The 25044-nt window shown below is 57.0% G+C and carries 23 protein-coding genes; 7 read left to right on the top strand and 16 right to left on the bottom strand.

Features of this window, described 5'->3' with window-relative positions:
- Positions 1-43: 43 nt before the first annotated feature.
- The 5 genes from RYB09_RS24490 to RYB09_RS24510 all read right to left on the bottom strand — a co-directional run bounded on the left by RYB09_RS24490 (position 44) and on the right by RYB09_RS24510 (position 6539).
- Positions 44-958: a glutamate/aspartate ABC transporter substrate-binding protein gene (locus tag RYB09_RS24490; protein WP_058401656.1), complete on the bottom strand. Its 915-nt coding sequence runs from the start codon at positions 956-958 to the stop codon at positions 44-46.
- A gap of 348 nt (positions 959-1306) precedes the next feature.
- Positions 1307-2845, bottom strand: a complete 1539-nt coding sequence (gene glpD, locus RYB09_RS24495; protein ID WP_002554862.1) for a glycerol-3-phosphate dehydrogenase — start codon at positions 2843-2845, stop codon at positions 1307-1309.
- 414 nt (positions 2846-3259) lie between these two features.
- Positions 3260-4015, bottom strand: coding sequence for a DeoR/GlpR family transcriptional regulator (locus tag RYB09_RS24500; RefSeq protein ID WP_011169330.1), 756 nt, complete (start codon positions 4013-4015; stop codon positions 3260-3262).
- 99 nt (positions 4016-4114) lie between these two features.
- A complete protein-coding gene (glpK, locus tag RYB09_RS24505) occupies positions 4115-5620 on the bottom strand; it encodes a glycerol kinase GlpK (RefSeq protein ID WP_003363615.1) in 1506 nt (501 codons plus the stop codon).
- A gap of 61 nt (positions 5621-5681) precedes the next feature.
- Positions 5682-6539 carry an MIP/aquaporin family protein gene (locus tag RYB09_RS24510; protein WP_219169999.1) on the bottom strand — a complete coding sequence of 286 codons (858 nt, stop codon included), beginning with the start codon at positions 6537-6539 and terminating at the stop codon, positions 5682-5684.
- A 340-nt stretch (positions 6540-6879) separates the two neighbouring features.
- Here RYB09_RS24510 and ybaK point away from each other — a divergent pair, with 340 nt between their 5' ends.
- Entirely contained in the window at positions 6880-7350 is a 471-nt protein-coding gene (ybaK, locus tag RYB09_RS24515) for a Cys-tRNA(Pro) deacylase (RefSeq protein WP_316890604.1), read from the top strand.
- Between the two features lie 8 nt (positions 7351-7358).
- Here the strand turns inward: ybaK and RYB09_RS24520 are convergent, their stop codons facing one another.
- Both RYB09_RS24520 and argF read right to left on the bottom strand, forming a co-directional pair.
- Positions 7359-8432, bottom strand: a complete 1074-nt coding sequence (locus tag RYB09_RS24520; RefSeq protein WP_219169997.1) for an ABC transporter ATP-binding protein — start codon at positions 8430-8432, stop codon at positions 7359-7361.
- Positions 8429-9349, bottom strand: a complete 921-nt coding sequence (argF, locus tag RYB09_RS24525) for an ornithine carbamoyltransferase (RefSeq protein WP_058408367.1) — start codon at positions 9347-9349, stop codon at positions 8429-8431. The genes RYB09_RS24520 and argF overlap by 4 nt, the downstream gene beginning before the upstream one ends.
- A 450-nt stretch (positions 9350-9799) precedes the next feature.
- Here argF and RYB09_RS24530 point away from each other — a divergent pair, with 450 nt between their 5' ends.
- The 3 genes from RYB09_RS24530 (at position 9800) to grxD (ending at position 12749) form a co-directional block, all read left to right on the top strand.
- Complete coding sequence (locus tag RYB09_RS24530) at positions 9800-10093, top strand: hypothetical protein (RefSeq protein WP_002554854.1); 294 nt, start codon at positions 9800-9802, stop codon at positions 10091-10093.
- A 132-nt stretch (positions 10094-10225) separates the two neighbouring features.
- The gene (locus tag RYB09_RS24535; RefSeq protein ID WP_316890608.1) at positions 10226-12334 is read left to right on the top strand and encodes a molybdopterin oxidoreductase family protein; all 2109 of its coding nucleotides are present in this window, start codon (positions 10226-10228) and stop codon (positions 12332-12334) included.
- A gap of 88 nt (positions 12335-12422) precedes the next feature.
- Entirely contained in the window at positions 12423-12749 is a 327-nt protein-coding gene (gene grxD, locus RYB09_RS24540) for a Grx4 family monothiol glutaredoxin (protein WP_002554852.1), read from the top strand.
- 128 nt (positions 12750-12877) lie between these two features.
- Here the strand turns inward: grxD and bfr are convergent, their stop codons facing one another.
- The 4 genes from bfr to pyrC form a co-directional block, all read right to left on the bottom strand.
- Entirely contained in the window at positions 12878-13348 is a 471-nt protein-coding gene (gene bfr / locus RYB09_RS24545; protein WP_002554851.1) for a bacterioferritin, read from the bottom strand.
- Between the two features lie 201 nt (positions 13349-13549).
- Positions 13550-13768: a bacterioferritin-associated ferredoxin gene (locus RYB09_RS24550; RefSeq protein ID WP_002554850.1), complete on the bottom strand. Its 219-nt coding sequence runs from the start codon at positions 13766-13768 to the stop codon at positions 13550-13552.
- A 198-nt stretch (positions 13769-13966) separates the two neighbouring features.
- Positions 13967-14644 (bottom strand): ribonuclease T, encoded by a 678-nt coding sequence (gene rnt / locus RYB09_RS24555; RefSeq protein ID WP_003363600.1) that lies wholly within the window; start codon positions 14642-14644, stop codon positions 13967-13969.
- On the bottom strand, positions 14641-15684 hold the full coding sequence (gene pyrC, locus RYB09_RS24560) for a dihydroorotase (RefSeq protein WP_122280755.1): 1044 nt from the start codon (positions 15682-15684) through the stop codon (positions 14641-14643). Before pyrC ends, rnt begins: the two co-directional genes overlap by 4 nt.
- A 149-nt stretch (positions 15685-15833) precedes the next feature.
- On the opposite strand from pyrC, the gene RYB09_RS24565 reads away from it, so the two are divergent.
- Positions 15834-16739, top strand: a complete 906-nt coding sequence (locus tag RYB09_RS24565; RefSeq protein ID WP_057455933.1) for a flagellar protein MotY — start codon at positions 15834-15836, stop codon at positions 16737-16739.
- A gap of 120 nt (positions 16740-16859) precedes the next feature.
- The gene (locus RYB09_RS24570; protein ID WP_003412906.1) at positions 16860-18077 is read left to right on the top strand and encodes an argininosuccinate synthase; all 1218 of its coding nucleotides are present in this window, start codon (positions 16860-16862) and stop codon (positions 18075-18077) included.
- 434 nt (positions 18078-18511) lie between these two features.
- On the opposite strand, the gene RYB09_RS24575 is transcribed toward RYB09_RS24570, so the two are convergent.
- On the bottom strand, positions 18512-19039 hold the full coding sequence (locus RYB09_RS24575) for a hypothetical protein (RefSeq protein WP_063611886.1): 528 nt from the start codon (positions 19037-19039) through the stop codon (positions 18512-18514).
- A gap of 1142 nt (positions 19040-20181) precedes the next feature.
- Here RYB09_RS24575 and RYB09_RS24580 point away from each other — a divergent pair.
- A complete protein-coding gene (locus RYB09_RS24580; RefSeq protein WP_002554843.1) occupies positions 20182-20808 on the top strand; it encodes a response regulator transcription factor in 627 nt (208 codons plus the stop codon).
- Positions 20809-20968: 160 nt separating this feature from the next.
- On the opposite strand, the gene RYB09_RS24585 is transcribed toward RYB09_RS24580, so the two are convergent.
- From RYB09_RS24585 to metG, 4 genes are all read right to left on the bottom strand, one after another.
- Entirely contained in the window at positions 20969-21151 is a 183-nt protein-coding gene (locus RYB09_RS24585; RefSeq protein ID WP_122258363.1) for a PA3496 family putative envelope integrity protein, read from the bottom strand.
- 106 nt (positions 21152-21257) lie between these two features.
- Positions 21258-21896, bottom strand: a complete 639-nt coding sequence (gene nth, locus RYB09_RS24590) for an endonuclease III (protein ID WP_002554841.1) — start codon at positions 21894-21896, stop codon at positions 21258-21260.
- Complete coding sequence (gene rsxB, locus RYB09_RS24595; protein ID WP_122280757.1) at positions 21893-22768, bottom strand: electron transport complex subunit RsxB; 876 nt, start codon at positions 22766-22768, stop codon at positions 21893-21895. The genes nth and rsxB overlap by 4 nt, the downstream gene beginning before the upstream one ends.
- Positions 22769-22897: 129 nt before the next feature.
- Entirely contained in the window at positions 22898-24946 is a 2049-nt protein-coding gene (metG, locus tag RYB09_RS24600) for a methionine--tRNA ligase (RefSeq protein WP_122280758.1), read from the bottom strand.
- Positions 24947-25044: the final 98 nt, after the last annotated feature.

The following is a 25044-nucleotide window of genomic DNA, read 5'->3' on the forward strand; positions in this document are numbered from 1 at the left end:
CCTGTTCGGGATGCCATCAGTTCAGACTGGCTGAACCGGTTGCTCAGGCTTTCTTGTCTTCTGCGGCCTTGTCGGTCGGGTTCTGAATCAGTTCCTTGAGCTTGTCGCTCATCGGGAAATTCAGATTCAGCCCTTTAGGCGGGACGGGGGACATGAACCACTTGCTGTAGATGGCATTGATGTCGCCAGACTTGTAGGTGGCAACAATGGCGTCATCCACTGCCTTCTTGAACGGGGCATCGCCCTTGCGGACCATGCAGCCGTAGATTTCGTAGGATTGCGCAGTACCGGTCACTGCCCAGTCATCCGGCTTCTTGGCCTTGGCCATCTCGCCGGCCAGCAGTGCGTCGTCCATCATGAATGCGACCGCACGGCCGGACTCAAGCATCTGGAAGGATTCGCCGTGGTCCTTGGCCGAGATCACGTTCATGCCCATCTGCTTGTCGGCGTTCATCGCCTTGAGGATGCGCTCGGACGTTGTGCCAGCGGTGGTCACGACGTTCTTGCCTTTCAGGTCATCGAAGTCCTTGTAGCTGGAGTCCTTTTTCGACAGCAGACGCGTGCCGACTTCGAAGATGCCGATGGAGAAATCGACCTGCTGCTGGCGCTCGACATTGTTGGTGGTCGAACCACATTCAACGTCGACGGTGCCGTTCTGAACCAGCGGAATACGGGTCTGAGATGTTACCAGGTTGTACTTGACCTTGAGGTCAGGCATGTCCAGTTCTTTCTTGATGGCTTCGACGATTTTCAGCTGAATGTCATGCGAGTAGCCCATCGGTACGCCAGAAGCGTCTGCGATGTAGGAAAACGGAATGGACGCGTCACGGTGGCCCAGCGTGATGGTGCCGGATTCCTTGATTTTCTTCAGGGTGCCGGTAAGTTCGGCGGCGAAAACCGGGGTGCTGATCAGAGCGGCAGTGATTGCTACGCCCAACAGATGGGGAACGATGCGCATTGATGAATCCTTGATTTCATTTTTATTGATGGGGCCGCAATGGGAGTCGGCCCGCTTCTTGGCGAATGCTTCAACGGCGTCCAGATCCAGACACACGCCCTGTCGAAACGCTCGGTTCAGAGTGTAGAGCATGAGTCGTGCCAAGCAGCTTGAATCAATCAAGGCTATGAATTTAAAGGATTTTATTCGTGGTTGAATGCGACGCCCGGAATCGAAGCGTCCGGGAAGCCGAATCAGGCAGAGCGAAATGTTCGGAAAACCGAATGCAACGGAGTATTCAGGGGGAGGGCGGTGCAGAGGAACAAACCTGTTCGCCGCGCGATGGGCGAACAGGTGGTATGCGAGCTATCAGGCAGCCTCGATAGCTGCCTTGTTGCGCACAACAGTTTCCAGGTAGCTGCGCACAGCGGCCTGTTCTTCAGGCGTAGTGAACAGGCCAAGCTTGGTACGGCGCCACAGGATGTCTTCGATGCTGGTAGCCCATTCCTGGTCGCACAGGTAATCGACCTCTCGAGTGTACAGACCGGCACCCAGATGCTGGCCGAGGTCTTCAAGACCTTGCGCGCCTTCCAGCAAACGCCAGCTGCGGCTGCCGTAGGTAATCGCCCAGCGTTTGGCGATAGGTGCGGGCAGCCAACTGAAGCGGCGAGTCATTTCTGCTGCCAGGGCTTCTGGCGTGGTCATGTCTTCGCCGCCTGGCAGTGCTGCCTTGGCCGTCCAGCTCGGTTTCATCTGTTTGAAGAACGGTGCCAACTGCGTCATCGCCGATTCGGCCAGTTTGCGGTAGGTGGTCAGCTTGCCGCCGAACACCGACAGAATTGGCGCCTCGTCCGCGCCGCCTGACAACGAAAGCGTGTAATCACGGGTAATGGCAGACGGATTATCGGACTCGTCGTTGCACAGCGGGCGCACGCCAGAGAATGTGTGGAGCACGTCTGCGCGACTCAACTGTTTCTTGAAGTGGTCGTTGGCCACTTTCAGCACGTAATCCATCTCGCCTTCGGTGATGTCCACCTTGTTCGGATCGCCCTGATACTCACGGTCAGTGGTGCCGACGATGGTGAAGTGTTCCAGGTACGGAATCGTGAACACGATGCGCTTGTCTTCGTTCTGCAGAATGAACGCGTGCTCACCCTCGTACAGTTTCGGCACGATCAGGTGGCTGCCTTGAATCAGGCGGATGCCGTAAGCCGAATCGAGCTTGAGGTCTTCACGGATGAACTTGGCCACCCACGGGCCTGCCGCATTGACCAATGCCTTGGCGTGGATCGAGAACAGGCTGCCATCGCTGCGTTCCAGGTGCAGGTGCCACATGCCCTTGATGCGGCGGGCACTGACACAGCGGGTCTGCGTATGAATATGCGCTCCGTTTTCACGCGCGGCCATGGCGTTGAGCACCACCAGACGGGCGTCGTCGACCCAGCAATCGGAGTATTCGAAGCCACGGGTGATGCTCGAGTTGAGCGGGCTGTCCGCACCAAAACGAATGGTTTTCGAGGCGGGCAGCTTTTCGCGCTTGCCGAGGTTGTCATACAGGAACATGCCGGCGCGGATCATCCACGCTGGACGCAGGTGCGGACGGTGCGGCAAGACAAAACGCATGGGTTTGACGATGTGCGGCGCCTTGGCAAGCAGCACTTCGCGCTCTGCGAGTGCTTCGCGGACCAGACGGAATTCGTAGTGCTCAAGATAGCGCAGGCCGCCATGAATCAGCTTGCTGCTGGCCGAAGACGTGTGGCTGGCCAGGTCGTCCTTTTCGCAAAGAAAAACCGACAGGCCGCGACCGGAGGCATCCGCCGCAATACCGACACCATTGATGCCACCGCCAATAACGGCGATGTCGTAAACCTCGGAGAGGGGTTGGGTTGGCACGGTAGTGTGGGGCATTGGTGGCCTCCTGGACAATTCGTGAGCAAAGCTCGAAAGGCGAATCTGAACATTAATGTTCACTTTCGAAAATAATAGCTCAATAAAATGACCCTTGCTAGCGAGTATCGATTGAAAATACTGATGGTGAAGTCAGGAAAAGAACAAAAATGAACATTGTAGGGCGGGATGTCACGCGGGGGATGATCGTACTATCTGATGCTTTTCGTTCTGCACGCGCCAGCCTGGACACCTCTCGTGTCTCAGGCTCCAGCGGGAATCAAGTTCGCGACGCTCTGCGCATAAAAGAGGACGCAGAGCGTCCGGAACGGCATGCGACGCGGAGCGTCGCACGATATTCGGGCTTATCGTTCCTCACGCTCCAGCGTGTCCAGAACGGCATGTGTTATCGCGGACACCGGTCGTTCCTGACAATCACACCACTTCCAGACGAATCTTGTGCTGGGTCAGCAGTTGTTGCAGTGCGGGCACAGGTGGCTGATCGGTGACCAGGCAATCGATCAGGGTGATTGGTCCCAACCGGACCATCGCATTGCGCCCGAACTTGCTGGAGTCAGCGGCAAGCAGCACTTTGCGTGCGTTGGCGATGATCGCCTGGGAAACCCGTACTTCCTGATAATCGAAATCCAGCAGGCTGCCGTCTTCATCAATGCCGCTGATGCCGACCAGCGCGAAGTCCACCTTGAACTGGGTAATGAAGTCGATACTGCCTTGGCCCACCACGCCGCCGTCACGACGCACATTGCCACCGGCTATCAGGACCTCGAAATCGTCCTTGGTACTGAGGATCGATGCCACATGCAGGTTATTGGTGATGATCTTCAGGTTGTTGTGGTTGAGCAGGGCGCGTGCGATGGATTCGGTGGTGGTGCCGATATTGATGAACAACGAGGCGTTGTCCGGGATCTGCGCGGCGATGGCCTCGGCGATCCGTTGTTTTTCGTCGCGCATCTGATCCGCACGCATGGCGTAGGCGGTGTTTTCGATGCTGGAGTCATAGGCCGCGCCGCCGTGGTAGCGACGCAGCAGATTCATTTCCGCCAATTGATTGATATCACGGCGGATGGTTTGTGGGGTCACGACGAACAGCGTCGCCATTTCCTCGATGCTGACGTAACCACGGTCACGGACCAGTTCGAGGATCTGTTGTTGGCGGGGAGGCAGGTTCATTGTTTTTCCTTGAGCGCCCTCTGCAAATGGCGCCCATCATGCCGCAGGAAAGTGTGACCTGTCAGCCGGAATCCTGTCCCCTCCGCACAACAGCGGGTATCACTCTTCGTTTTCGTGCGGTTCCCAGTCACGGGTGCGCGCGACGGCTTTTTGCCAGCCTGCGTAGAGTTTCTCGCGGTGGGCCTCTTCGCAGGAAGGTTCGAACACGCGCTCGATCACGGCCTTGTTGCGCAACTCGTCCAGGCTGCTCCAGAACCCGATCGCCAGGCCGGCCAGGAAGGCTGCACCCAGTGCCGTGGTTTCACGCATTTGCGGACGCTCGACGTGGGTGCCGAGAATGTCCGCCTGAAACTGCATCAGGAAGTTGTTGGCCACGGCACCGCCGTCCACGCGCAGCGACTTGAGGCGTTCGCCGGAGTCCTGTTGCATGGCGTCGAGCACGTCGCGGGTCTGATAGGCGATGGATTCCAGCGCTGCACGGATGATGTGATCGACTTTCACTCCGCGGGTCAGGCCGAACAATGCGCCTCGTGCGTACGGGTCCCAGTAAGGTGCGCCCAGGCCCGTGAACGCCGGCACCAGATACACGCCGTTGCTGTCCTTGACCTTGCCAGCGAAGTATTCTGTGTCCAGCGCGTCGTTGATGAGCTTGAGTTCGTCGCGCAGCCACTGCACGGTCGAGCCACCGTTGAAGACCGCGCCTTCCAGTGCATAGGCCACTTCACCACGCGGGCCGCAGCCGATGGTGGTCAGCATGCCGTGCGCCGACTTCACGGCTTTCTTGCCGGTGTTCATCAGCAGGAAGCAGCCGGTGCCGTAGGTATTCTTGGCCTGGCCGGGTTCGACACACATCTGGCCGAACAACGCCGCCTGTTGGTCGCCTGCGATACCGGCAATCGGGATGCCGCTTTTGCTGTGACCGTAGACCTCGGAGGAGGCTTTGACCTCTGGCAGTATCTCGCGCGGGATGTCCAGCACGTCGAGCATGCGCTGATCCCATTCCAGCGTATGGATATTGAACAGCATGGTGCGCGAGGCGTTGGTGTAGTCGGTGACGTGAACCTTGCCGCCGGTGAATTTCCAGATCAGCCAGGTATCGATGGTGCCGAACATCAGCTCGCCTTTGCGGGCGCGCTCGCGGCTGCCTTCGACGTTGTCCAGAATCCACTTGACCTTGGAGCCGGAGAAGTACGGGTCAATCACCAGACCTGTGGTGTCCTTGATGTACTCCTCAAGACCGTCGCGCTTGAGCTGCTGGCAGATCTCGGTGCTGCGGCGGCACTGCCAGACGATTGCGTTGTAGATCGGGCGGCCGGTGTCGCGCTCCCAGATGACCGTGGTTTCACGCTGGTTGGTGATACCGATGGCGGCGATCTGGTTGTGGTGCAGATCGGCCTGCGCCAGCGCCTTGGTCATGCAGGCCGTCTGGGTGGCAAAGATTTCCATCGGGTCATGCTCGACCCAGCCTGCCTGCGGGTAATGCTGGACGAATTCGCTTTGGGCAGTGCTCACCACGTTGGCATCGCGGTCGAAGATGATGGCGCGCGAGCTGGTGGTGCCCTGGTCAAGAGCAATGATGTAGTTCTTGTTCTGTGTGTCAGTCATGTCGATTGCCTTGCATTTATTGGGTGGGATTCAGTTGAGTGAGATTCAAATTGAGGGGTGCTCAAGATGAAGCCTGAACTTTGCCGCGAACCACAGGAGCCTCTTTTTCATTTTCAACAGGAGCGGCGCTGGGCAGATGACGCGCAATCAGCGCGCGGTAGCCAGCAGCACCAAGGCAGGCACCCAGAATGGGCGCAAAAATCGGAACCAGGAAGTAAGGAATGTCACGACCGCCGGTGAAGGCCATTTCACCCCAGCCAGCGAAGAACGTCATCAGCTTCGGACCGAAGTCGCGCGCCGGGTTCATGGCAAAACCGGTCAGTGGGCCCATCGAGCTGCCTATCACGGCTACCAGCAGGCCGATCAGCAAGGGCGCCAGCGGGCCGCGCGGCAAGCCGTTGCTGTCATCGCCCAAAGCCATGATGACGCCCATCAGAATGGTGGTAATGACCACTTCGACCAGAAATGCCTGCTCCACGGAAATGGCAGGGTTTGGATAGGTCGAAAACACCGAGGCCAGTTCAAGGCTCTGTTCGCTGCCGCGAATAATGTGGTGCGCATGTTCGAAGTCGAAAAAAAGGCTGATGTACAGCAGGTACACCAAGCCAGCTCCGCAGAACGCGCCTGCGATTTGCGCCGAGATATAAAAAGGCAACTTACGTTTTTCGAAACCGGCAAACAGACTCAGCGCGATGCTGACAGCCGGGTTGAGGTGGGCACCTGAAATGCCGGCACTGAGGTAGATCCCCATGCTGACGGCCATGCCCCAGATGATGCAGATTTCCCACAAGCCGAAAGTGGCTCCCGCGACCTTGAGCGCTGCAACGCATCCTGTGCCGAAAAAAATCATCAGGGCTGTGCCAAGAAATTCAGCTACACATTGCCCGGTGAGTGTCGGTTGTTTTAGTGCGATGGTCATGGATACCTCATTTTTGTTTTTGTCTCGGCACCCTGAGACAGGCATGGGTGCTCGTTATTCGTGCGTATCAGAAAAACCCCATTTCTGATCGCTGGTGCGAGTTATACCGAAAAACCGCTTTCGATAATATTCGTAAACGAAAAAATATAGACAAGAAACAACGCTGTCAAAGGTCGGAACCGAACGGTCATGGAGTGGATACGAGCCCGCACAGCCGCTTTATACCGGGATTTTATGGCTGTTACCAAAAAGCCATCAGTGTTGCAGGTGGCGTGAATCAAGGCATGTTCACTTTACTTGGCTTAAAGTGGCAGGCAGTCGGAAGCCTAAGGAGCGTTGCATGACCCCTGCACTGGATTTACTGAAAAAACTTCGCGCCGAACATCGTATCCACAGTTACGAACACGATCCCAAAGCAGCGTCATATGGGCTGGAAGCAGCGGAAAAGCTGGGGCTGGAGCCCGCGCGGGTTTTCAAGACATTGTTGGCCAGTACCGAAAAGGGCGAGTTACTGGTCGCCGTAGTGCCGGTCGTCGGAACGCTTGATCTGAAGGCTCTGGCACAGGCCGCCGGGGCGAAAAAAACCGAAATGGCTGACCCCGCGGCGGCGCAGCGCTCAACGGGCTACCTGTTGGGTGGTATCAGCCCACTGGGCCAGAAGAAGCGCCTGCGTACGTTCATTGACGACACAGCGCAGGGTTTTGAGAGTATTTACGTCAGCGCCGGGAGGAGGGGGCTGGAGGTTGAGCTTTCGGCAGCCGTGCTGGCCGAGCATACGCAGGCTCGGTTCGCAGCGATTGGCCGGGAATAAGCTGCGGCTCAGTGATTGACCGTATGCGCCGCGACGCTGCCGGGCGCTGCAAACAGCACCAGATGGTCAGCTGCCACACGAATACCGACTTCCTCGCCCTGACCGTGATCGGCATGACTGGGGAAAATGGCTTCAAGTTGGCTGCCGGTAGACAGCTGCAGGCGATACAGCGTCGATGCGCCCTGAAATGTTCGACCGATTACCCGCGCTTTCAGGTCGCTGTGCGGCGCGTAGACGATATCGTCAGGTCGCAGCAAGACATCCACGGCGCTGCCGCTGACGCCCGGATATGCCCGGTTGCCGCGCAGAACACCCAGTTCGGTGCGCACCGATTCGGGGTCTATCATCTGCCCGCGAATGAAATACCCCTGGCCAATGAAGCTGGCGACAAAGGGCGTACGAGGTTCGTGATACAGGTTGTAAGGCGTATCCCACTGCTCCAGGCGACCTTCCTTGAATACGCCGACATGATCGCTGACCGCGAAAGCCTCTTCCTGATCATGGGTCACCAGAATGGCACTGGTACCACGTGCCTTTAGAATATCGCGCACTTCATGGCTCAGACGTCTACGCAACTCGCCATCCAGGTTGGAGAAGGGTTCATCGAGCAGCAACAGTTGCGGCTCCGGTGCCAGCGCCCTGGCCAGGGCCACTCGTTGTTGCTGCCCGCCGGATAACTCGTGAGGGTAGCGTTTGCCCAGGGCACCGAGGTTGACCAGTTCAAGCAACTCGGCGATCACCTGATCAAGGCGCGGTTGGTTGCGAATGCCGAATGCGATGTTCTCGGCGACGCTCAGGTGCGGGAACAGCGCGTAATCCTGAAACACCATGCCGATACGGCGCTTCTCCGGTGCCAGAGTCCAGCCCGGACGGGAAATGACTTCGCCCGCCAGGGTTATCTCCCCTGCATGTATCGGCTCGAAACCGGCAATCGCACGCAGTGTGGTGGTCTTGCCGCAGCCCGACGAGCCTAGCAGGCAGCCAATATCGCCCGCGTTGAGGTGCATGTTCAAATCCTGCACCACGCGCTGTTTCTGATAGCCGCAAGCGAGGTTGCGCAGGTTCAGCAGCAACGGGTTCATGCGGGCTTGCAGGCCGGCGCGACGAGAAACTCCAGCAGCGCTTTCTGCGCGTGCAAGCGATTTTCTGCCTGATCCCAGGCGATCGAGCGTGAATCATCCAGCAGGTCGACACTGATTTCTTCGCCGCGATGAGCAGGCAGGCAGTGCATGAACAGCACGTCCTTGTCAGCCAGGTCGAGCAGGGCGCGCGTGACCTGAAACGGCGCGAACAACTTCTTGCGCCGGGCGGTTTCCTCTTCCTGACCCATGGAGGTCCACACATCGGTGCTGACCAGATGGGCGCCCTCAACTGCGGCTTTCGGGTCGCGGACCACGGTGACACGCTCGCCAGCCAGCGTCAGGAACTCGGCGTTTGGCTCGTAGCCGGCAGGGCAGGCCACACGCAACTGGAAGTCGAATTGAATCGCCGCTTCTATATAGCTGTTGCACATGTTGTTGCCATCGCCGATCCAGGCAACGGTCTTGCCCTGGATCGAGCCGCGATGCTCCAGGAAGGTCTGCATGTCGGCCAGCAGCTGACACGGGTGTAAGTCATCCGACAGACCATTGATAACCGGAACGCGGGAATTGGCGGCGAATTCGGTCAGATTGCTGTGCGCGTAGGTACGGATCATTACCGCATCGAGCATGCGTGACATGACTTTTGCACTGTCGGCAATCGGCTCGCCACGGCCCAATTGGGTGTCGCGATGGGACAAAAAGATGGCCTGGCCACCCAGCTGAATCATCCCTGCTTCAAAAGAAAGACGGGTACGTGTCGAGGATTTCTCGAAAATCATCCCCAATACCCGGTTCTTCAGCGGTTCAAAAAGCTCACCGCGATTTCGCAGGTCTTTGAGCTCTACGCCACGACGGATCAAGCCCAGGAGTTCATCTGGGGTGTAATCCATCATCGAGAGAAAGTGCCTGGCGTTCATGATTAACTACCTTTTTTGCAACAGACCGCAGGTTATCAAAGCCGGTTTTTATCGGGAAAACGGGCGAGACCTGCGGCGGAAGCCGCACGAGGCGACGAATAAGAAAGGCGCGATAGTATAAAAAAATGTCGCGTCTTACCAATAGCATGCTGTTTTCTGAAACACCGATGTCACTGGCGCTCCCCGTCAGGGGGCACTGTTATTCTTTGTTGACGAGTTAAAAACTGGCTAAGCTGATAAGGCCAATAGCCATCTCTGCTTTTTCCGAAGGCAGCATTTGTACACTGCTCAAATAGCGCTTGGCAATTAGTACCAATCCTGCAACAGTCCGGGTTTGCGCGGGCGCGCTGAATGCGACCCGCTTCACGGGCTGGAAACAAGGACCGTTTCTTTAATGCCGGGCGTAGGTTATAAATCGTTGCCGATACATTACTGATCGAGGGGTGGGGAATGGACTCAAAAGAGCGTCAACTAACGGAGTTACTCGGGCTGACCGCCCGCACGCTTACCCATCTGACCGCCTCAATGACCTCGATGTCCTTTGAGTTGCTGCGCAGCGAGGACGAAGTCACGCGTAATGCGGGGCGGCGCATGATTGATCGCATGGCGACCATCAGCTCGGGACTCGACGAGCACTGGCGCCTGATCGGTGACCTGACCGGTGTTCACCTGGCTCAGGAGCAGGTCGAAACCGTCACTGAAATCCAGTTGCAGCGTAAGGTCGTCACGCCTATCGGCGGTTGATACGGTCCACTCATCGGCCCGCCTGATGCCCCCCGATTCACACGACAAACGTCAGTGGCGCGGGTTATTGGCAGCGGCCATAGTGCTTGTCAGGCAATCAACCGGATTGCCATGACAAGATCTGAGGCTGTGATGACCCGGACTGAACACTACCGCGCCTGCCACCTGTGTGAGGCCATTTGCGGTCTTGCCATCGAGACCGTTACCGAGCCGGATTCTGCCCCGCGCATCACCTCGATCAAGGGTGACCCGCTGGACACTTTCAGCCGTGGCCACATCTGCCCCAAGGCTGTTGCGCTGCAAGACATCCAGAACGACCCCGACCGCCTGCGTCAGCCGATGCTGCGCAGCGGTGACCAATGGCGACCGATCGCCTGGCAGGCCGCGTTCGATCTGGTGGCAGAGCGGCTTTACGCCATTCAGCAGCGCCATGGGCAGAACGCGGTAGCGGTTTATCAGGGCAACCCCAGCGTGCACAACTATGGGCTGATGACCCACAGCAATTATTTTCTCGGGCTGCTCAAGACACGTAATCGCTTCTCGGCGACCTCGGTTGATCAGTTGCCGCATCACCTCACCAGTTTTCTGATGTATGGCCACGGCATGCTGTTGCCGATTCCGGATATCGATCACACCGACTTCATGCTTATCCTGGGTGGCAACCCGTTGGCGTCCAACGGCAGCATCATGAGCGTGCCGGATGTTGAAAAGCGTCTGAAAGCGATCCAGCAGCGCGGCGGTAAACTGGTGGTCATCGACCCGCGCCGCAGTGAGACGGCGGCCATCGCCGACCAGCATCTGTTCGTGCGTCCGGGCGGTGATGCAGCGCTGCTGTTCGGTCTGCTCAATACTCTGTTTGAAGAAGGTCTGACTCGCGAGAGTCACTTGCCTATCGATGGCCTGGATCAGGTGCGACACGCCATTGCAGGCTTCACTGCGCAGGCCATGAGCCCACGCTGCGGCATTGCTGCCGAGCAGATCCGGCAACTGGCGCGGGATTTCGCGGCCGCTGACAAGGCGGTCTGTTATGGCCGAATGGGGGTGTCGACCCAGACCTTCGGCACGTTGTGTCATTGGCTGGCGCAACTGATCAATCTGGTGACCGGCAACCTGGATCGCGTGGGCGGAACGCTGTGTACGGAACCCGCAGTTGATCTCGTCAGTTCGACTTCGGGCGGCCATTTCAATCTATGGCAAAGCCGGGTGTCCGGCCTGCCTGAGTACGGCGGCGAATTACCGGTGTCGGCGCTGGCCGAGGAAATGCTCGTGGACGGGGAAGGGCAGGTTCGCGCACTGGTGACTGTCGCGGGTAATCCGGTTCTGTCCACCCCCAATGGCCGTCAGTTGGAACAGGCGCTCGAAGGTGTGGAGTTCATGCTCAGCATTGATCTTTATATCAACGAAACTACCCGCCACGCCGACTTGATCCTGCCGTCCACCTCAGCGTTGGAAAACGATCACTACGACACCACCTTCAATACCCTGGCAGTGCGCAACGTCACTCGCTTCAATCAGGCCATTTTCGACAAGCCCGAAGGTGCGCTGCATGACTGGGAGATCTTTGTCGGTCTGGCCAGATCATTTGCAGCCAGGGCGCAGCGGGAACTCAAACCGACCCTGCCACCCGCGCAGATGATTGATCGCGGGTTGCGCGCAGGCTTCTATGGCGATGCATCGCCGCACAAACTGTCACTGGAAACGTTGGCCAGTCACCCGCACGGGCTCGATCTGGGGGCGTTGAAGCCTAACCTCACTGAGCGCCTGAAAACCGCCAACGGGCGGATTCAGGCGGCCCCAGAGGTCATCATGGCCGACCTGGCGCGCTTCGCGGCCGACCCCGCTCCCGATTCCGCAGCGTTGTTGCTGATTGGTCGTCGGCACGTGCGCAGCAATAATTCGTGGATGCACAACTATCACCGGCTGGTAAAAGGCAAGCCCCGGCATCAATTGCTGATGCACCCTGACGATCTTGCCTGTCGTGGTTTGAACGATGGCCAGCAGGTGCGGGTCAGCTCTCGGGTCGGGACGATCGAGGTGCAGGTGCTGGGCAGTCTCGACATGATGCCCGGGGTGGTCAGCCTGCCGCATGGCTGGGGACATTCGCGTACCGGGGTGAAAATGGATATCGCCCGGAGTCAGCCAGGGGTGAGCGCCAATGACCTGACCGACGAACGGCAACTCGACGTACTCTCCGGCAATGCGGCGTTGAACGGTGTGCCGGTACAGGTGGCTGCCTGTTAAGGCTCAAGACAGAGCGTCATGCTCGGGATTTCGTTACAATGCGCCACCGTGCCGACAACTGAGTCGGATATTTCAGCCGAGGTGCTCCATGGATATCATCGAAACGATCAAAGAGCAGATTGCCAACAACACCATTCTGCTTTACATGAAAGGCGCTCCGAATGCCCCTCAATGCGGCTTTTCGGCCAAGGCTTCCCAGGCATTGATGGCGTGTGGCGAAAAATTTGCCTACGTCGACATTCTGCAAAACCCTGAAATTCGCGCCAACCTGCCAAAGTACGCCAACTGGCCGACTTTCCCGCAACTGTGGGTGGCTGGTGAACTGGTCGGCGGTAGCGACATCATCACCGAAATGATGGCTGATGGTTCGCTGCAAACTCTGGTCAAGGAAGCATCGGCCGCCAAAGCCGAGTAAAGCCTTGCGCTGCATCGTGGGCACGATAGTCGAGATTATCGTGCCCTGCGCCCAAGCATGGTTTTACGCACAAGAAAAAGCCCGCTCTCGATTGAGGCGGGCTTTTTCATTGCAGCGCAACCGGTGAATCAGTCGCCCATCTGCGACTGCAGGTAGTTCTCGATACCGACCTTGACGATCAGACCCAGCTGGGTCTCCAGCCAGTCGATTTGCTCTTCCTTGGGCTCGAGGATGTCTTCCAGCAGTTCACGGCTGCCGAAGTCACCTACCGTTTCAAAGTGAGCAATGGCCGCTTTCAGATCAGCCAGGCCTTTCTGCTCGATCTTCAGGTCGCACTCGAGCATTTCCTTGGTGTGCTCACCAATCAGGATCTTGCCCAGATCCTGCAGGTTTGGCAGCCCTTCAAGGAACAGCGTGCGCTTGATCAGCTTGTCGGCATACTTCATCGCATGGATGGATTCTTTGTACTCATGGCCGCCGAGCTTTTTCAGACCCCAGTCTTCATACATGCGCGCATGCAGGAAATACTGATTGATGGCGACCAGCTCGTTTCCGAGGATCTTGTTGAGATGCTGGATGACTGTAATGTCGCCTTTCATGTTCGAGGTCCTGCCGGTGGCTTGTGTATATAAGCGCCGAGTGTGAGCCGCGCTTAAACGCCTGTCAAACCTAAGTTGTTGAATAATAAGTGAATTTAAATAGGAATAAGAATGTTTGAGTTCCGCATCTTGACGCTAAGCGCTTGAATTACAGGCATAAAAAAACCGGGCAGGGTGCCCGGTTCTTTAAAAGAGGGGGATTCAGGCGGCTGAAAATTCTGCTGGATACGCCAGCGATGCCTGAGTGGTTTGCAGTTCTGTCAGCGTGTCACGCACCACTTCCTTCGCAAGGCAGGCGCATTTTCCGCATTTACTCGCAACACCCAGCGTTTCACGGACTTCACGATAACTGCAGCAGCCTTCCAGAATTGCATCCCGGATTTGACCGTCTGTGACACCTTGGCAAAGACAAACATACATAAGCTATTGACCGTCGCTGGTTTATTGCTTGGTGCCGAGGAGCTTAATGTTAATGAGAATGCTTGTCAAAACTGTTTTGGGTTCGATTCAGGTAGAACGATGAGCGGTTGTTTTCATCCTGAGCGCATCCAGCCATCACGTTTCAGGCAGGCATGAAAAAACCGGCGCGAAGCCGGTCCATTCACTGCCGTGCCGACGTTAGTCGTCGAAGTCTTCCCAGCCGCCCATTTCCTTCCAGCGGTTGACGATGCCGCAGAACAGCTCTGCAGTCTTCTCGGTGTCGTAGCGAGCCGAGTGGGCTTCGCGGCCGTCGAAGTCGATTCCGGCAGCCTGGCAGGCCTTGGCCAGCACGGTCTGACCGTAAGCCAGGCCTGCGAGGGTAGCGGTGTCGAAGCTTGAGAACGGGTGAAACGGGTTGCGCTTCATGTCCATTCGCGCGACAGCGGCATTGACGAAGCCGAGGTCGAAGCTGGCGTTGTGGCCGACAAGTACGGCGCGTTTGCAGCCATTGGCCTTGAGGGCCTTGCGCACGCCGCGGAAGATGTCGTTCATTGCGGTTTCTTCGCTGACCGCCATGCGCAACGGGTGATCCAGCTTGATCCCGGTAAACTCCAGCGCAGCGGCTTCGATATTGGCGCCTTCGAACGGCTCGACGCGGAAGAAATAGGTGTGTTCCGGGAACACGAAGCCTTTTTCATCCATGCCGATGGTCACGGCAGCAATTTCCAGCAGTGCGTCGGTGGCTGAGTTGAAACCGCCGGTTTCTACGTCGACGACCACGGGCAGGTACCCGCGAAAGCGTGCTGCCATCGGGTGACGAGAACCGCCGCCACCGCCGTGGCCTTCGTGTTCGTCGTCAAAATGATCTTCACTCACGCGTGTTCCTCCAGGCGCCAGCGCAGTTTTTCACCAGCGCGCAGCGGGATAACGTTCAACTCGCCAAACGGCAGGCTGGCAGGGGCGGTCCACTCGTCACGCACCAGCGTGATGGTGTCCTGATTGGCGGGCAGGCCGTAGAACTCCGGACCGTGAAGACTGGCAAAGCCCTCCAGCTTGTCCAGCGCGTTACGCTGCTCGAAAGCTTCTGCATACAATTCGATGGCCGCGTAGGCGGTGTAGCAACCGGCGCAACCGCAAGCGTTTTCCTTGGCGTGTTGGGCGTGCGGTGCCGAGTCGGTGCCCAGGAAGAACTTGCCGCTGCCACTGGTGGCGGCGTCGAGCAGGGACGTCTGGTGCGTATTGCGCTTGAGAATCGGCAGGCAATAGAAGTGCGGGCGAATGCCGCCAACCAGCATGTGATTGCGGTTGTACAGCAGGTGATGCGCGGTGATGGTCGCCGCGACATTGGCTGATGCTTCATTGACGAACTGCACCGCTTCACCGGTGGTGATGTGTTCAAACACCACTTTCAGGGTCGGGAAGCGTTCGACTACACGACGCAGGTGCTCATCGATGAAGACCTTTTCGCGGTCGAACACGTCGATCTCGCCGCGCGTCACTTCCCCGTGTACCAGCAGGAGCATGCCGACTTCGGCCATGGTCTCGAGCGCCGGGAAAATCTTGTCGATGCTGGTGACACCGGAATCGGAGTTGGTGGTCGCGCCGGCCGGATACAGCTTGGCGGCGTGCACGAAGCCACTGGCCTTGGCGGTACGGATGTCGTCGGGCGTGGTCTGGTCGGTGAGGTACAGCACCATCAACGGCTCGAAGCGGCTGCCGGCCGGGCGTGCAGCCAGAATGCGCTGACGATAGGCATCGGCTTGCTGCGCGTTGCGCACCGGAGGCACGAGGTTGGGCATGATGATTGCGCGGCCAAAAGTTCGCGCTACGTCAGCAACGGTATGAGGCAAGACAGCTCCGTCACGGAGGTGAATGTGCCAGTCGTCGGGACGCAGGAGGGTCAGGCGGTCAGACATTGGGGATTCCAGGCGGGTCAAACTCGCTGGGAATGCTACCGGAAAAGACTCTCTCAGGCATCCGCTATCAAGTTTTGCACGAAGTTACCGATAGCCCCCTTGTCAGTCAGTCATTTTTTGTTTCGCGTTTATTTCCAGTGGAGCCTCCCGTGCGCCAGCGATATTTAGCCCTGCTCAGCATGTTTGCCAGCCTCCCGGCGATGGCTATCAGTTTCCAGACTCGTCTGGAGAGCATCGAGTGGAAGGTCGAAGGCGATCAGTTCGAATGCCGCCTGACTCAGCCGATCACCGACTTCGGTGCCGGTGAGTTCGTGCGCCGTGCCGGTGAGCAGGCGACGTTTCGCCTCAAGGCTTCCTACAACATGCTGGGCAACGGTTCCGCAACGCTGCTGGCCGCCGCCGCACCGTGGCAGCCGGGGCGTGGTGATATCAATCTGGGGTCGGTGCGCGTCAGCAATGGCGACATACCCTTCAATACTTCCCAGGCACAGGCCGGGCGTCTGATCAGTGGTCTGATGGACGGTCGCAGCCCGCTTATCCGTCACTACACCCGTGACGGTGGCCAGATGGAAGTGCGCCTGCTGCCGGTCAAGTTCAGCAAGGCGTTCAGTGATTACCAGGCGTGCACAGCCAAACTTCTGCCGATGAACTTCGATCAGGTCAAACAGGCTGAAGTAGGATTTCCCGGTGGCGGTATTGAACTGGATGCCCATGCCAAGGCGCGTCTGGACAACATGGTGGCTTATTTGAAGGCCGACCCGACGGTTAACCGTATCGAGCTTGACGGCCATTCGGACAACAGTGGCAATCGGCTCACCAACCGCGACCTTTCCCGCCGCCGTGCGCTGGCGGTCATGGACTACTTCAAGGCTCAGGGCATCCCCGAGCAGCAAATCACCCTGCGCTTTCATGGCGAACGCTACCCGCTGGTGCCCAACACCAATGAGGCCAATCGTGCGCGCAACCGCCGCGTGAACGTGCATCTGGAGCGTGTTGCGCCCGATGAGCGTCCGGTGCCGGTAGCCTCTGCGGTCAGTGCAGCGCACACGTCCTGATGGCTGCATAAGGCTCCTGCCAAACGTCGCCTTGTCGTCACAAGCTGTCGCGCCCCTGTAAATTTGCTGGTTTGAACGGTAGAATCAGCGGTTTTCCGTACAACCCGGTGGAGTGATGGCATGGCGGACGTAAACAAGGTAGTTCTCGCGTATTCCGGTGGCCTGGATACTTCGGTAATCCTCAAGTGGCTGCAAGATACGTACAACTGCGAAGTGGTGACCTTTACCGCTGACCTGGGTCAGGGTGAAGAAGTCGAGCCGGCACGCGCCAAGGCTCAGGCCATGGGCGTGAAAGAAATCTACATCGATGACCTGCGCGAAGAGTTCGTGCGTGATTTCGTGTTCCCGATGTTCCGTGCCAACACCGTCTATGAAGGCGAGTACCTGCTGGGCACTTCCATCGCTCGCCCGCTGATCGCCAAGCGCCTGATCGAGATCGCCAACGAAACCGGCGCTGATGCCATTTCCCATGGTGCCACCGGTAAAGGCAACGATCAGGTGCGTTTCGAGCTGGGCGCCTATGCGCTCAAGCCAGGTGTCAAAGTGATTGCTCCGTGGCGTGAATGGGACTTGCTCTCTCGTGAAAAGCTGATGGACTACGCCGAGAAGCACAACATTCCGATCGAGCGCCACGGCAAGAAGAAATCCCCGTACTCGATGGATGCCAACCTGCTGCACATCTCCTATGAGGGCGGTGTGCTGGAAGACACCTGGACCGAGCACGAAGAAGACATGTGGCGCTGGACCAAGTCTCCTGAGGACGCGCCGAACGTTGCAACTTATCTGGAGCTGACCTACCGCAATGGCGACATCGTTGCGCTGGACGGCGTTGAGATGACGCCTGCCACTGTGTTGGCGACCCTGAACCGCATCGGTGGCGAAAACGGCATCGGACGTCTGGACATCGTTGAAAACCGTTACGTGGGCATGAAGTCCCGTGGCTGCTACGAGACGCCGGGCGGCACCATCATGCTGCGTGCTCACCGCGCCATCGAATCGATCACTCTGGACCGTGAAGTCGCCCACCTCAAGGACGAACTGATGGCCAAATACGCCAGCCTGATCTACACAGGTTACTGGTGGAGCCCGGAGCGTCTGATGCTGCAGCAGATGATCGACGCGTCTCAGGCCCATGTGAACGGTGTTGTACGTCTGAAGCTTTATAAAGGCAATGTGATTGTTACCGGTCGCAAGTCGGACGATTCGTTGTTCGATGCCAATATCGCTACCTTCGAAGATGACGCAGGTGCCTATGATCAGGCCGATGCGGCAGGCTTCATCAAGCTCAATGCCTTGCGTATGCGTATTGCTGCGAATAAAGGCCGTAAGCTGTTCTGATACTGCTGGTTGTTCGATGAGTGCAGCCCTTGCAGGGCTGCACTTTAAATCCAGGTTCCCCGTCACGCCTTTAAAGCGTCAACGTCTGTAGCCATTTCTCGAATTCAGGCTCTCTGACAAGTTGCTCATTGTTCATGAGTGTTTCTAGACCGTCCTGCCGGACGCTCAGTGTGTTTTCGGCGTCGCAGTACTCGTTTGATATTGACAGAGTATTTCCATCGGCAAGTCATGTAAGCAGCAGTTCGCCGGGTGCAGGCGATTATGTATCGCCGCGCATGTACTCATTAAATTCGTTCTTACCGTTCATGGCGAAAAGTGCAGGTCTGCTTTTGGTTTTTTCCTACAGTGGCTGTCGAAGTTAAAAGCAGGGTGCCTGGTGCTTTCTGCGTGGCAGTCGAAACTTACGCACTCGATACCTGTTTTAGAGTCGGGCTTCAGGTCGTGTCGCTCTCGCGTTGCTGCTTGAACTCGAATCGATAGGCCTTGCCGATATTCCATACCTGGCGAAGGCTCAGGTCCAGTACCTGGGCAATCTCGGCTGCGGTATAGCCCAGCGCCGAGTAATGCATGGCGTGGCCGGCCACCACGTCGTCGATATCCGTAGCGTCATGACGGGCCTCCCTGCGGGTGGTGAGCATGGGCTGACTGACAGTGATCGTCACACCGTTTTCGGTAGCCAGTTGGCGAACGTCTTTTTTATTCATGCGTAATGAATATTGCAGCGCTGTAAAGCCTGCGCCCTTGGCGGCCAAGTATTTGAGTTGTTCAAGCTTGCCAGCGTGTTCAGGCCCGTCTGGCAGGGTTGGCGCTATATCGGTCGAGGACGGGTTTGATGCGCCTGCCATCTCTCCATCGGGTATGACTGCAATAATACCGCCTTTGGCAACAAAGTTTTCCACAGCGGTGATTAACTCGGAAGCGGTGGGTATTGATGAGCGCGTGCGCGCGTATCTAGTATTCATGGTGTATCCCTTTTTGAACATGGTTATACACAGGGCCCATTCAAAAGAGTTGCCAGGCACTCAGAGTTTGTCACGCGGCAGTGTCGCCTGATGAGCCGTGTACGCAACACCTGAATTCAGCCGGTTCGCGTGATACACCAAGTGCGTGTAAACGCGCCGCTCATGAACTGCAAACGTGTATGACCCAATGATAGTGTTTCATAGGGCTGCACATGGTTAATGGCAGTAAGTAATAAAGTCTCTGTTAAAAAAGTAACGACTGGTAATAAAATTTGCAAGTGAAAAATGGTGTGCCGCCAGAATTGATTTGTCGCTCTTTATAAAGTCTTACGTGCTGTAATGTTGTGTCCGTGAATTTTGTAGTACGTTTCCTATTCGATTCCCTGTGTCTGGATTTGAAATAGAAAATGGTATTTGCTACTTGTCGAAAGAGCTGCTTATGGTCTTGAATGATGTAGGGTTATGCTATGGTGTGTGTAAGATCTTGCGACAATGCAAGGGGGATGGACTATCATTATTTGGCGTTTGTCGGCAATGGTTCAATTGGCACGCCGCGTTTATGTTGTGCGCTTCGGTTGTAGGAACTTTCCTTCATGCCTGTAAGGAGCGTCCTTAAATAAATATTTGTACGAAATTCCGGAATCGATGTGTAATTTTTAATCCCCGTTTGCGTATGTAATGCGTGGTGTGTATTCACTGATTTTCCATCATGGGGTTTCGGGTAGGGCATCCGGATGCAAGGCCTCTACAGTTTTCCGGCTGTTTTTGCTGGCGATAAGCCATGTGCCCGGCGTGTTCTGACGCTAACGCAAAAACAGTGTGGCGATACTTTTAACAGATGCAGCAAGGTCATTTTTGAACGTAAAAGTTTGGCTGGGTTTGCTGCATGCATTTACTTACTGGCGCTGTGATGCTTATGCCGTAGCCGCCAGCAATAAAAAATCACCAGATTCCGAAAAGGAAGGCTCTGTGAAAATTAATAAAAAATGTACGTTCCTGCCGAGTTTTGTAGGAAGTTTCTGCTGTAATTGTAGGAATGGTCTTTGGCTGTCAGTCCACAAGGGTGAGCGCCATGCAAAGCAGTAAACGACTAAGTTATTGTGCTGGCTCTGAAAATTCGAATAGCGAAAAATGGACTGCCCATGAATAAAGTGCTGATCGTGGATGATCATCCCGTCATTCGCCTTGCTGTACGCATGCTGATGGAGCGTCATGGCTATGAGGTCATTGCGGAGACTGACAACGGTGTGGATGCGCTGCAACTGGCTCGTGAGCACCTTCCTGATATCGTCATTCTTGATATTGGTATCCCCAAGCTCGACGGGCTGGAAGTTATTGCCCGACTGTCAGCCATGACATTGCCGTTCAAGGTCCTGATTCTGACGTCTCAGGCACCCGGCCACTTTTCCATGCGCTGCATGCAGGCAGGGGCCGCCGGATATGTCTGCAAGCAACAGGACCTGACCGAGCTGCTCAGCGCTATCAAGGCGGTACTCTCGGGGTACAGCTACTTTCCCAATCAGGCGTTGCACACGGTTCGTTCCAGTATGGGCAACGCGAGCGAGTCGGACATGGTTGACCGACTTTCCGGCAGGGAGATGATGGTTCTGCAACAACTGGCCAGAGGCAAGACCAACAAGGAAATTGCAGACGGTATGTTTCTGAGCAACAAAACCGTCAGTACCTATAAAACGCGTTTGTTGCTCAAGCTCAACGCGCATTCACTGGTCGATCTGATCGAGCTCGCCCAGCGTAACGGGCTGGTCTGAATAACCGGTCTGTTTGAGAAGGAAGCGTGCCTGGTGCCCACGTATGTGGAGCGGGTGAAGAGCAGCCAGTCACGTATTGAAGCCTCTTCTGTGAGAGGCTTCAAATGCCTGAATGGAACGGTAGGTGGCAGGAAGCCGGTGCGAGGTTTTTTACGCTTGTCTAGAAGTCGAAATCGTAGTCGGCCAGCTGTTTCTGCAAGCGCCGCTCTTCAAGCAGGTTGTCGATGGTGCGTCGTTTGCTCAGATTGGTCTTTGCCGGCTCAATAGTCGCTGTTTCGGTTTCATCCGTTTCGACGGAAACAAGGTCATCGTCCACGTCCAGTTGCTCGTTGTCAGTGCTCATGAAGTCGACTCCAGGGCTTGGGCTCTCTGGCGCCTCTTATATCGACAATCCACAAGCGGGTAAAAAAGATTTTTTCAATCGACAGGATAGCAACCACCTGTCTGGCTCAATCGTCGGACGTTTTTTCCTTGTAATCGCACAGGTCTTCTATGCGGCAACTGCCGCATCGCGGCTTGCGTGCCTGACAAACGTAGCGTCCGTGCAGGATCAGCCAGTGGTGCGCATCGAGCAGATAGTTCTTTGGCACAAATTTCATCAATTGCTTCTCCACCTCCACCACATTTTTCCCTGGCGCGATGCCCGTACGGTTGCTGACGCGAAAGATGTGAGTGTCTACAGCCATCGCGACCTGACGGAAAGCAGTGTTGAGCACGACATTGGCAGTCTTGCGTCCTACGCCCGGTAATGCCTCGAGTGCTTCTCGGGTCTGCGGTACTTCGCTGTTATGCAGCTCCACCAGCATCCGGCAGGTTTCAATTACGTTTTTGGCTTTGCTGTTGTAAAGGCCAATTGTCTTGATGTACTCGGACAGCCCCTCGACGCCCAGGTCATATATGGCTTGTGGCGTATTGGCAACCGGGTACAGCTTCGCCGTGGCCTTGTTGACGCTCACGTCAGTGGCCTGGGCAGAAAGGATGACGGCGATCAACAGCTCAAAAGGCGTGGTGTAGGCCAGTTCGGTTTTAGGGTCCGGATTGTCCTCATGCAGCCTGCGAAAGATTTCCTGGCGTTTTGCGGCATTCATGGACGGAGCTTTTCCTCGGAATTAGACTGTGCGGGAGGCGGCAGAAGTGCTGCAAGTGTTTGCTCGGCGGCTTCGTATTCGCGCTGCAACTCCACGAGCCTGGCGGCCTGCTCGGCAATCGGTGGATGGCCGAAGGCCTTGAGCGACTTGTTGAGCTGCGCGCGGCTCATGGCCACGGCAATACGGGCTCTTTTCACCGCTTCATCCGGTCCGGCAGGTTTGTCGTTTCGGGCGAGTGCAACGGCGGAATGAGGCAGCACGTCACGAGCGGATTCAATGCGTTGCGACCGCGCAAGGCGCTCTGCCAGCCGTTTTTGCTGTTCACGGTGCAGGCGCGCATTTCGTGCTTCGAAACGCTTCCGGGCATGGCTACGCTTGCGCTGCCGCGCCTCCTGCAGCTCGGGTGTAGGGGCCAGACCACCCACGATGGGCGTGACCGTTGCCAGTGGCAGCGGATGCATTTCAATGCAGTCCACCGGGCATGGCGCAACGCACAGATCGCAGCCTGTGCATTCATCGATAATCACGGTGTGCATCAGCTTGGATGCGCCGAGAATGGCATCTACGGGGCAGGCCTGAATGCATTTGGTACAACCGATGCACTCTGCTTCGCGAATGAACGCAACCTGCGCAGGGGCTGCACCGCGTTCCATATCCAGCCGCAGAGCCGGAACACCCAACAGCTCTGCCAGTTGGGCTATTGTTTCGTCCCCGCCCGGCGGGCATTTGTTGATGGCTTCACCGCCAGCGATGCCTTCGGCGTAGGGCTTGCAGCCGGGATGGCCGCACTTGCCGCACTGAGTCTGCGGCAGAAGGGCGTCGATACTGCGGATGAGGTCCACGCCGGGAAGCAGGCGAATCAATTCAGTCATGATCTTGCCAGGTGACCAACAGGTGTTCTGTCTATCGAGGATGCAGCATTATCGGACAGACCGGGAGGTTTGCGAATGCGCAAAGGCCCGGTATCCGCCTGATAGCTGGATACCGGGCCTTGTCCGGGTTTACTTGATGCGCTGGCCGGGTTTTGCACCACTGTCCGGGCTGAGCAGATAGATCTCCTCGCCGCCAGGACCTGCCGCCATCACCATACCTTCCGAAATGCCGAAGCGCATTTTTCGCGGTTTGAGGTTGGCGATCATCATGGTCAGACGGCCTTCGAGTTCGGACGGGTTCGGGTAGGCGCTCTTGATGCCGGAAAAGACATTGCGCTGCTCGTCGCCGATGTCCAGGGTCAGGCGCAGCAACTTGTCGGCACCCTCCACGTGTTCGGCCTTGAGAATCAGTGCAACACGCAGATCGATGGCGGCAAAAGCGTCAAAGTCGATTTCCGCCGACAGCGGGTCTTTGGCGAGTTCGCCATTACCGGCAGGCGCACTGCTCGCGGTAGTGTCGGTAGCGGTCAGGTCTTCCTTGGAAGCAGCAGCCATGGCTTCTACCTTGAGTGGATCTATGCGGGTCATCAGGGCCGAGAACGGATTGAGCTGATGATTGCCCAGCAAGGTCTTGTGGTCTTCCCAGGTCAGCGGCTCGACGTTGAGAAATTTCTCTGCGTCGGCGGCCAGATTCGGCAATACCGGTTTGAGGAAAATGACCAGCTGGCGGAACAGGTTTATACCCAGCGCACAGACCGCCTGCACCTCATCCTGTTTACCTTCCTGTTTGGCCAGCGCCCACGGCGCTTTTTCCGCGATATAGGCGTTGGCGCGATCCGCCAGAGCCATGGTTTCGCGCATGGCGCGGGCGAAGTCGCGGGCTTCGTAGGCGTCGGCAATGCTTGGGGCTGCCGCGAGGAAGGCATCGGTCAATTCGGGAGCCGCATTGGCCTCGACCATTACACCGGCGTTGCCTTTGTGGATGAACCCGGCACAACGGCTGGCGATGTTCACGACCTTGCCGATCAGGTCAGAGTTGACCTTTTGCACGAAGTCTTCGAGGTTCAAATCCAGGTCGTCGACGCCACGACCCAGTTTCGACGCGTAGTAATAGCGCAGGTACTCGGGCGGTAGGTGGTCGAGGTAGGTGCGTGCCTTGATAAAGGTGCCGCGCGATTTCGACATCTTCTGACCATTGACGGTCAGGTAGCCGTGTACGTTGATACCGGTCGGCGTGCGCAAGGCCGCACCTTCCAGCATGGCTGGCCAGAACAGGGCGTGGAAATTGACGATGTCCTTGCCGATGAAGTGATAGAGCTCGGTGGTCGCACCCTTGCCCCAGTACGCGTCGAAGTCCAGGTCCGGACGACGTGCACACAGGTTCTTGAAGCTGGCCATGTAGCCGATCGGTGCATCCAGCCATACGTAGAAGTATTTGCCCGGCTCATCGGGGATTTCGAAGCCGAAATACGGCGCATCGCGGGAGATGTCCCACTGCTGCAGGCCGCTGTCCAGCCATTCGGCGATCTTGTTGGCGACGGCGTCCTGCAGGGTTCCGCTGCGCGTCCAGCTTTTGAGCATCGTGTCGAATGCAGGCAGGTCGAAGAAGAAGTGCTTCGAGTCCTTGAGTACCGGCGTGGCCCCGGAAATTGCCGACTTGGGGTTTTTCAGGTCGGTCGGGGCATAGGTTGCGCCGCACTTTTCACAGTTGTCACCGTACTGATCTTCAGCCGCACATTTCGGGCAGGTGCCTTTGATGAAGCGGTCGGCCAGGAACATTTTCTTTTCCGGGTCGAAATACTGCGTCACCGAACGCGTCGCGATATGACCTGCGTCGCGCAGACGCGTGTAGATCATGCTCGACAGCTCGCGGTTTTCGTCCGAGTGCGTCGAGTGAAAGTTGTCGAAGTCCACCAGAAAATCGGCGAAGTCGGCGCTGTGCTCGGCCTTGACGTTGGCGATCAGCTGTTCTGGCGTAATGCCTTCTTTTTCAGCGCGCAGCATGATTGCCGAACCGTGAGCGTCGTCCGCGCAGACATAAATGCATTGGTTGCCGCGGTGCTTCTGAAAGCGCACCCACATGTCGGTCTGGATGTACTCGAGCATGTGGCCAAGGTGAACGGGACCATTGGCATAGGGCAGGGCGCTGGTAACGAGAATCTTGCGTGGCTCGGACATGGGGCTCGGCTACTTGAAGTGAAACGGAGACCGGCCACTATAAAGGTCTGAGCGATTTTTTTCACCCCGCTCGGTTGCGTGAATGCTCCTGAACGGTT

Source organism: Pseudomonas syringae group sp. J254-4, assembly GCF_032586855.1.
Lineage (GTDB): Bacteria > Pseudomonadota > Gammaproteobacteria > Pseudomonadales > Pseudomonadaceae > Aquipseudomonas > Aquipseudomonas amygdali.

Bases quoted from the DNA above. Each gene is read 5' to 3' on its own strand.
- RYB09_RS24490 (WP_058401656.1), bottom strand. From the start codon at position 958: ATGCGCATCGTTCCCCATCTGTTGGGCGTAGCAATCACTGCCGCTCTG.
- glpD (WP_002554862.1), bottom strand. From the start codon at position 2,845: ATGCCCCACACTACCGTGCCAACCCAACCCCTCTCCGAGGTTTACGAC.
- RYB09_RS24500 (WP_011169330.1), bottom strand. From the start codon at position 4,015: ATGAACCTGCCTCCCCGCCAACAACAGATCCTCGAACTGGTCCGTGAC.
- glpK (WP_003363615.1), bottom strand. From the start codon at position 5,620: ATGACTGACACACAGAACAAGAACTACATCATTGCTCTTGACCAGGGC.
- RYB09_RS24510 (WP_219169999.1), bottom strand. From the start codon at position 6,539: ATGACCATCGCACTAAAACAACCGACACTCACCGGGCAATGTGTAGCT.
- ybaK (WP_316890604.1), top strand. From the start codon at position 6,880: ATGACCCCTGCACTGGATTTACTGAAAAAACTTCGCGCCGAACATCGT.
- RYB09_RS24520 (WP_219169997.1), bottom strand. From the start codon at position 8,432: ATGAACCCGTTGCTGCTGAACCTGCGCAACCTCGCTTGCGGCTATCAG.
- argF (WP_058408367.1), bottom strand. From the start codon at position 9,349: ATGAACGCCAGGCACTTTCTCTCGATGATGGATTACACCCCAGATGAA.
- RYB09_RS24530 (WP_002554854.1), top strand. From the start codon at position 9,800: ATGGACTCAAAAGAGCGTCAACTAACGGAGTTACTCGGGCTGACCGCC.
- RYB09_RS24535 (WP_316890608.1), top strand. From the start codon at position 10,226: ATGACCCGGACTGAACACTACCGCGCCTGCCACCTGTGTGAGGCCATT.
- grxD (WP_002554852.1), top strand. From the start codon at position 12,423: ATGGATATCATCGAAACGATCAAAGAGCAGATTGCCAACAACACCATT.
- bfr (WP_002554851.1), bottom strand. From the start codon at position 13,348: ATGAAAGGCGACATTACAGTCATCCAGCATCTCAACAAGATCCTCGGA.
- RYB09_RS24550 (WP_002554850.1), bottom strand. From the start codon at position 13,768: ATGTATGTTTGTCTTTGCCAAGGTGTCACAGACGGTCAAATCCGGGAT.
- pyrC (WP_122280755.1), bottom strand. From the start codon at position 15,684: ATGTCTGACCGCCTGACCCTCCTGCGTCCCGACGACTGGCACATTCAC.
- RYB09_RS24570 (WP_003412906.1), top strand. From the start codon at position 16,860: ATGGCGGACGTAAACAAGGTAGTTCTCGCGTATTCCGGTGGCCTGGAT.
- RYB09_RS24575 (WP_063611886.1), bottom strand. From the start codon at position 19,039: ATGAATACTAGATACGCGCGCACGCGCTCATCAATACCCACCGCTTCC.
- RYB09_RS24580 (WP_002554843.1), top strand. From the start codon at position 20,182: ATGAATAAAGTGCTGATCGTGGATGATCATCCCGTCATTCGCCTTGCT.
- RYB09_RS24585 (WP_122258363.1), bottom strand. From the start codon at position 21,151: ATGAGCACTGACAACGAGCAACTGGACGTGGACGATGACCTTGTTTCC.
- nth (WP_002554841.1), bottom strand. From the start codon at position 21,896: ATGAATGCCGCAAAACGCCAGGAAATCTTTCGCAGGCTGCATGAGGAC.
- rsxB (WP_122280757.1), bottom strand. From the start codon at position 22,768: ATGACTGAATTGATTCGCCTGCTTCCCGGCGTGGACCTCATCCGCAGT.
- metG (WP_122280758.1), bottom strand. From the start codon at position 24,946: ATGTCCGAGCCACGCAAGATTCTCGTTACCAGCGCCCTGCCCTATGCC.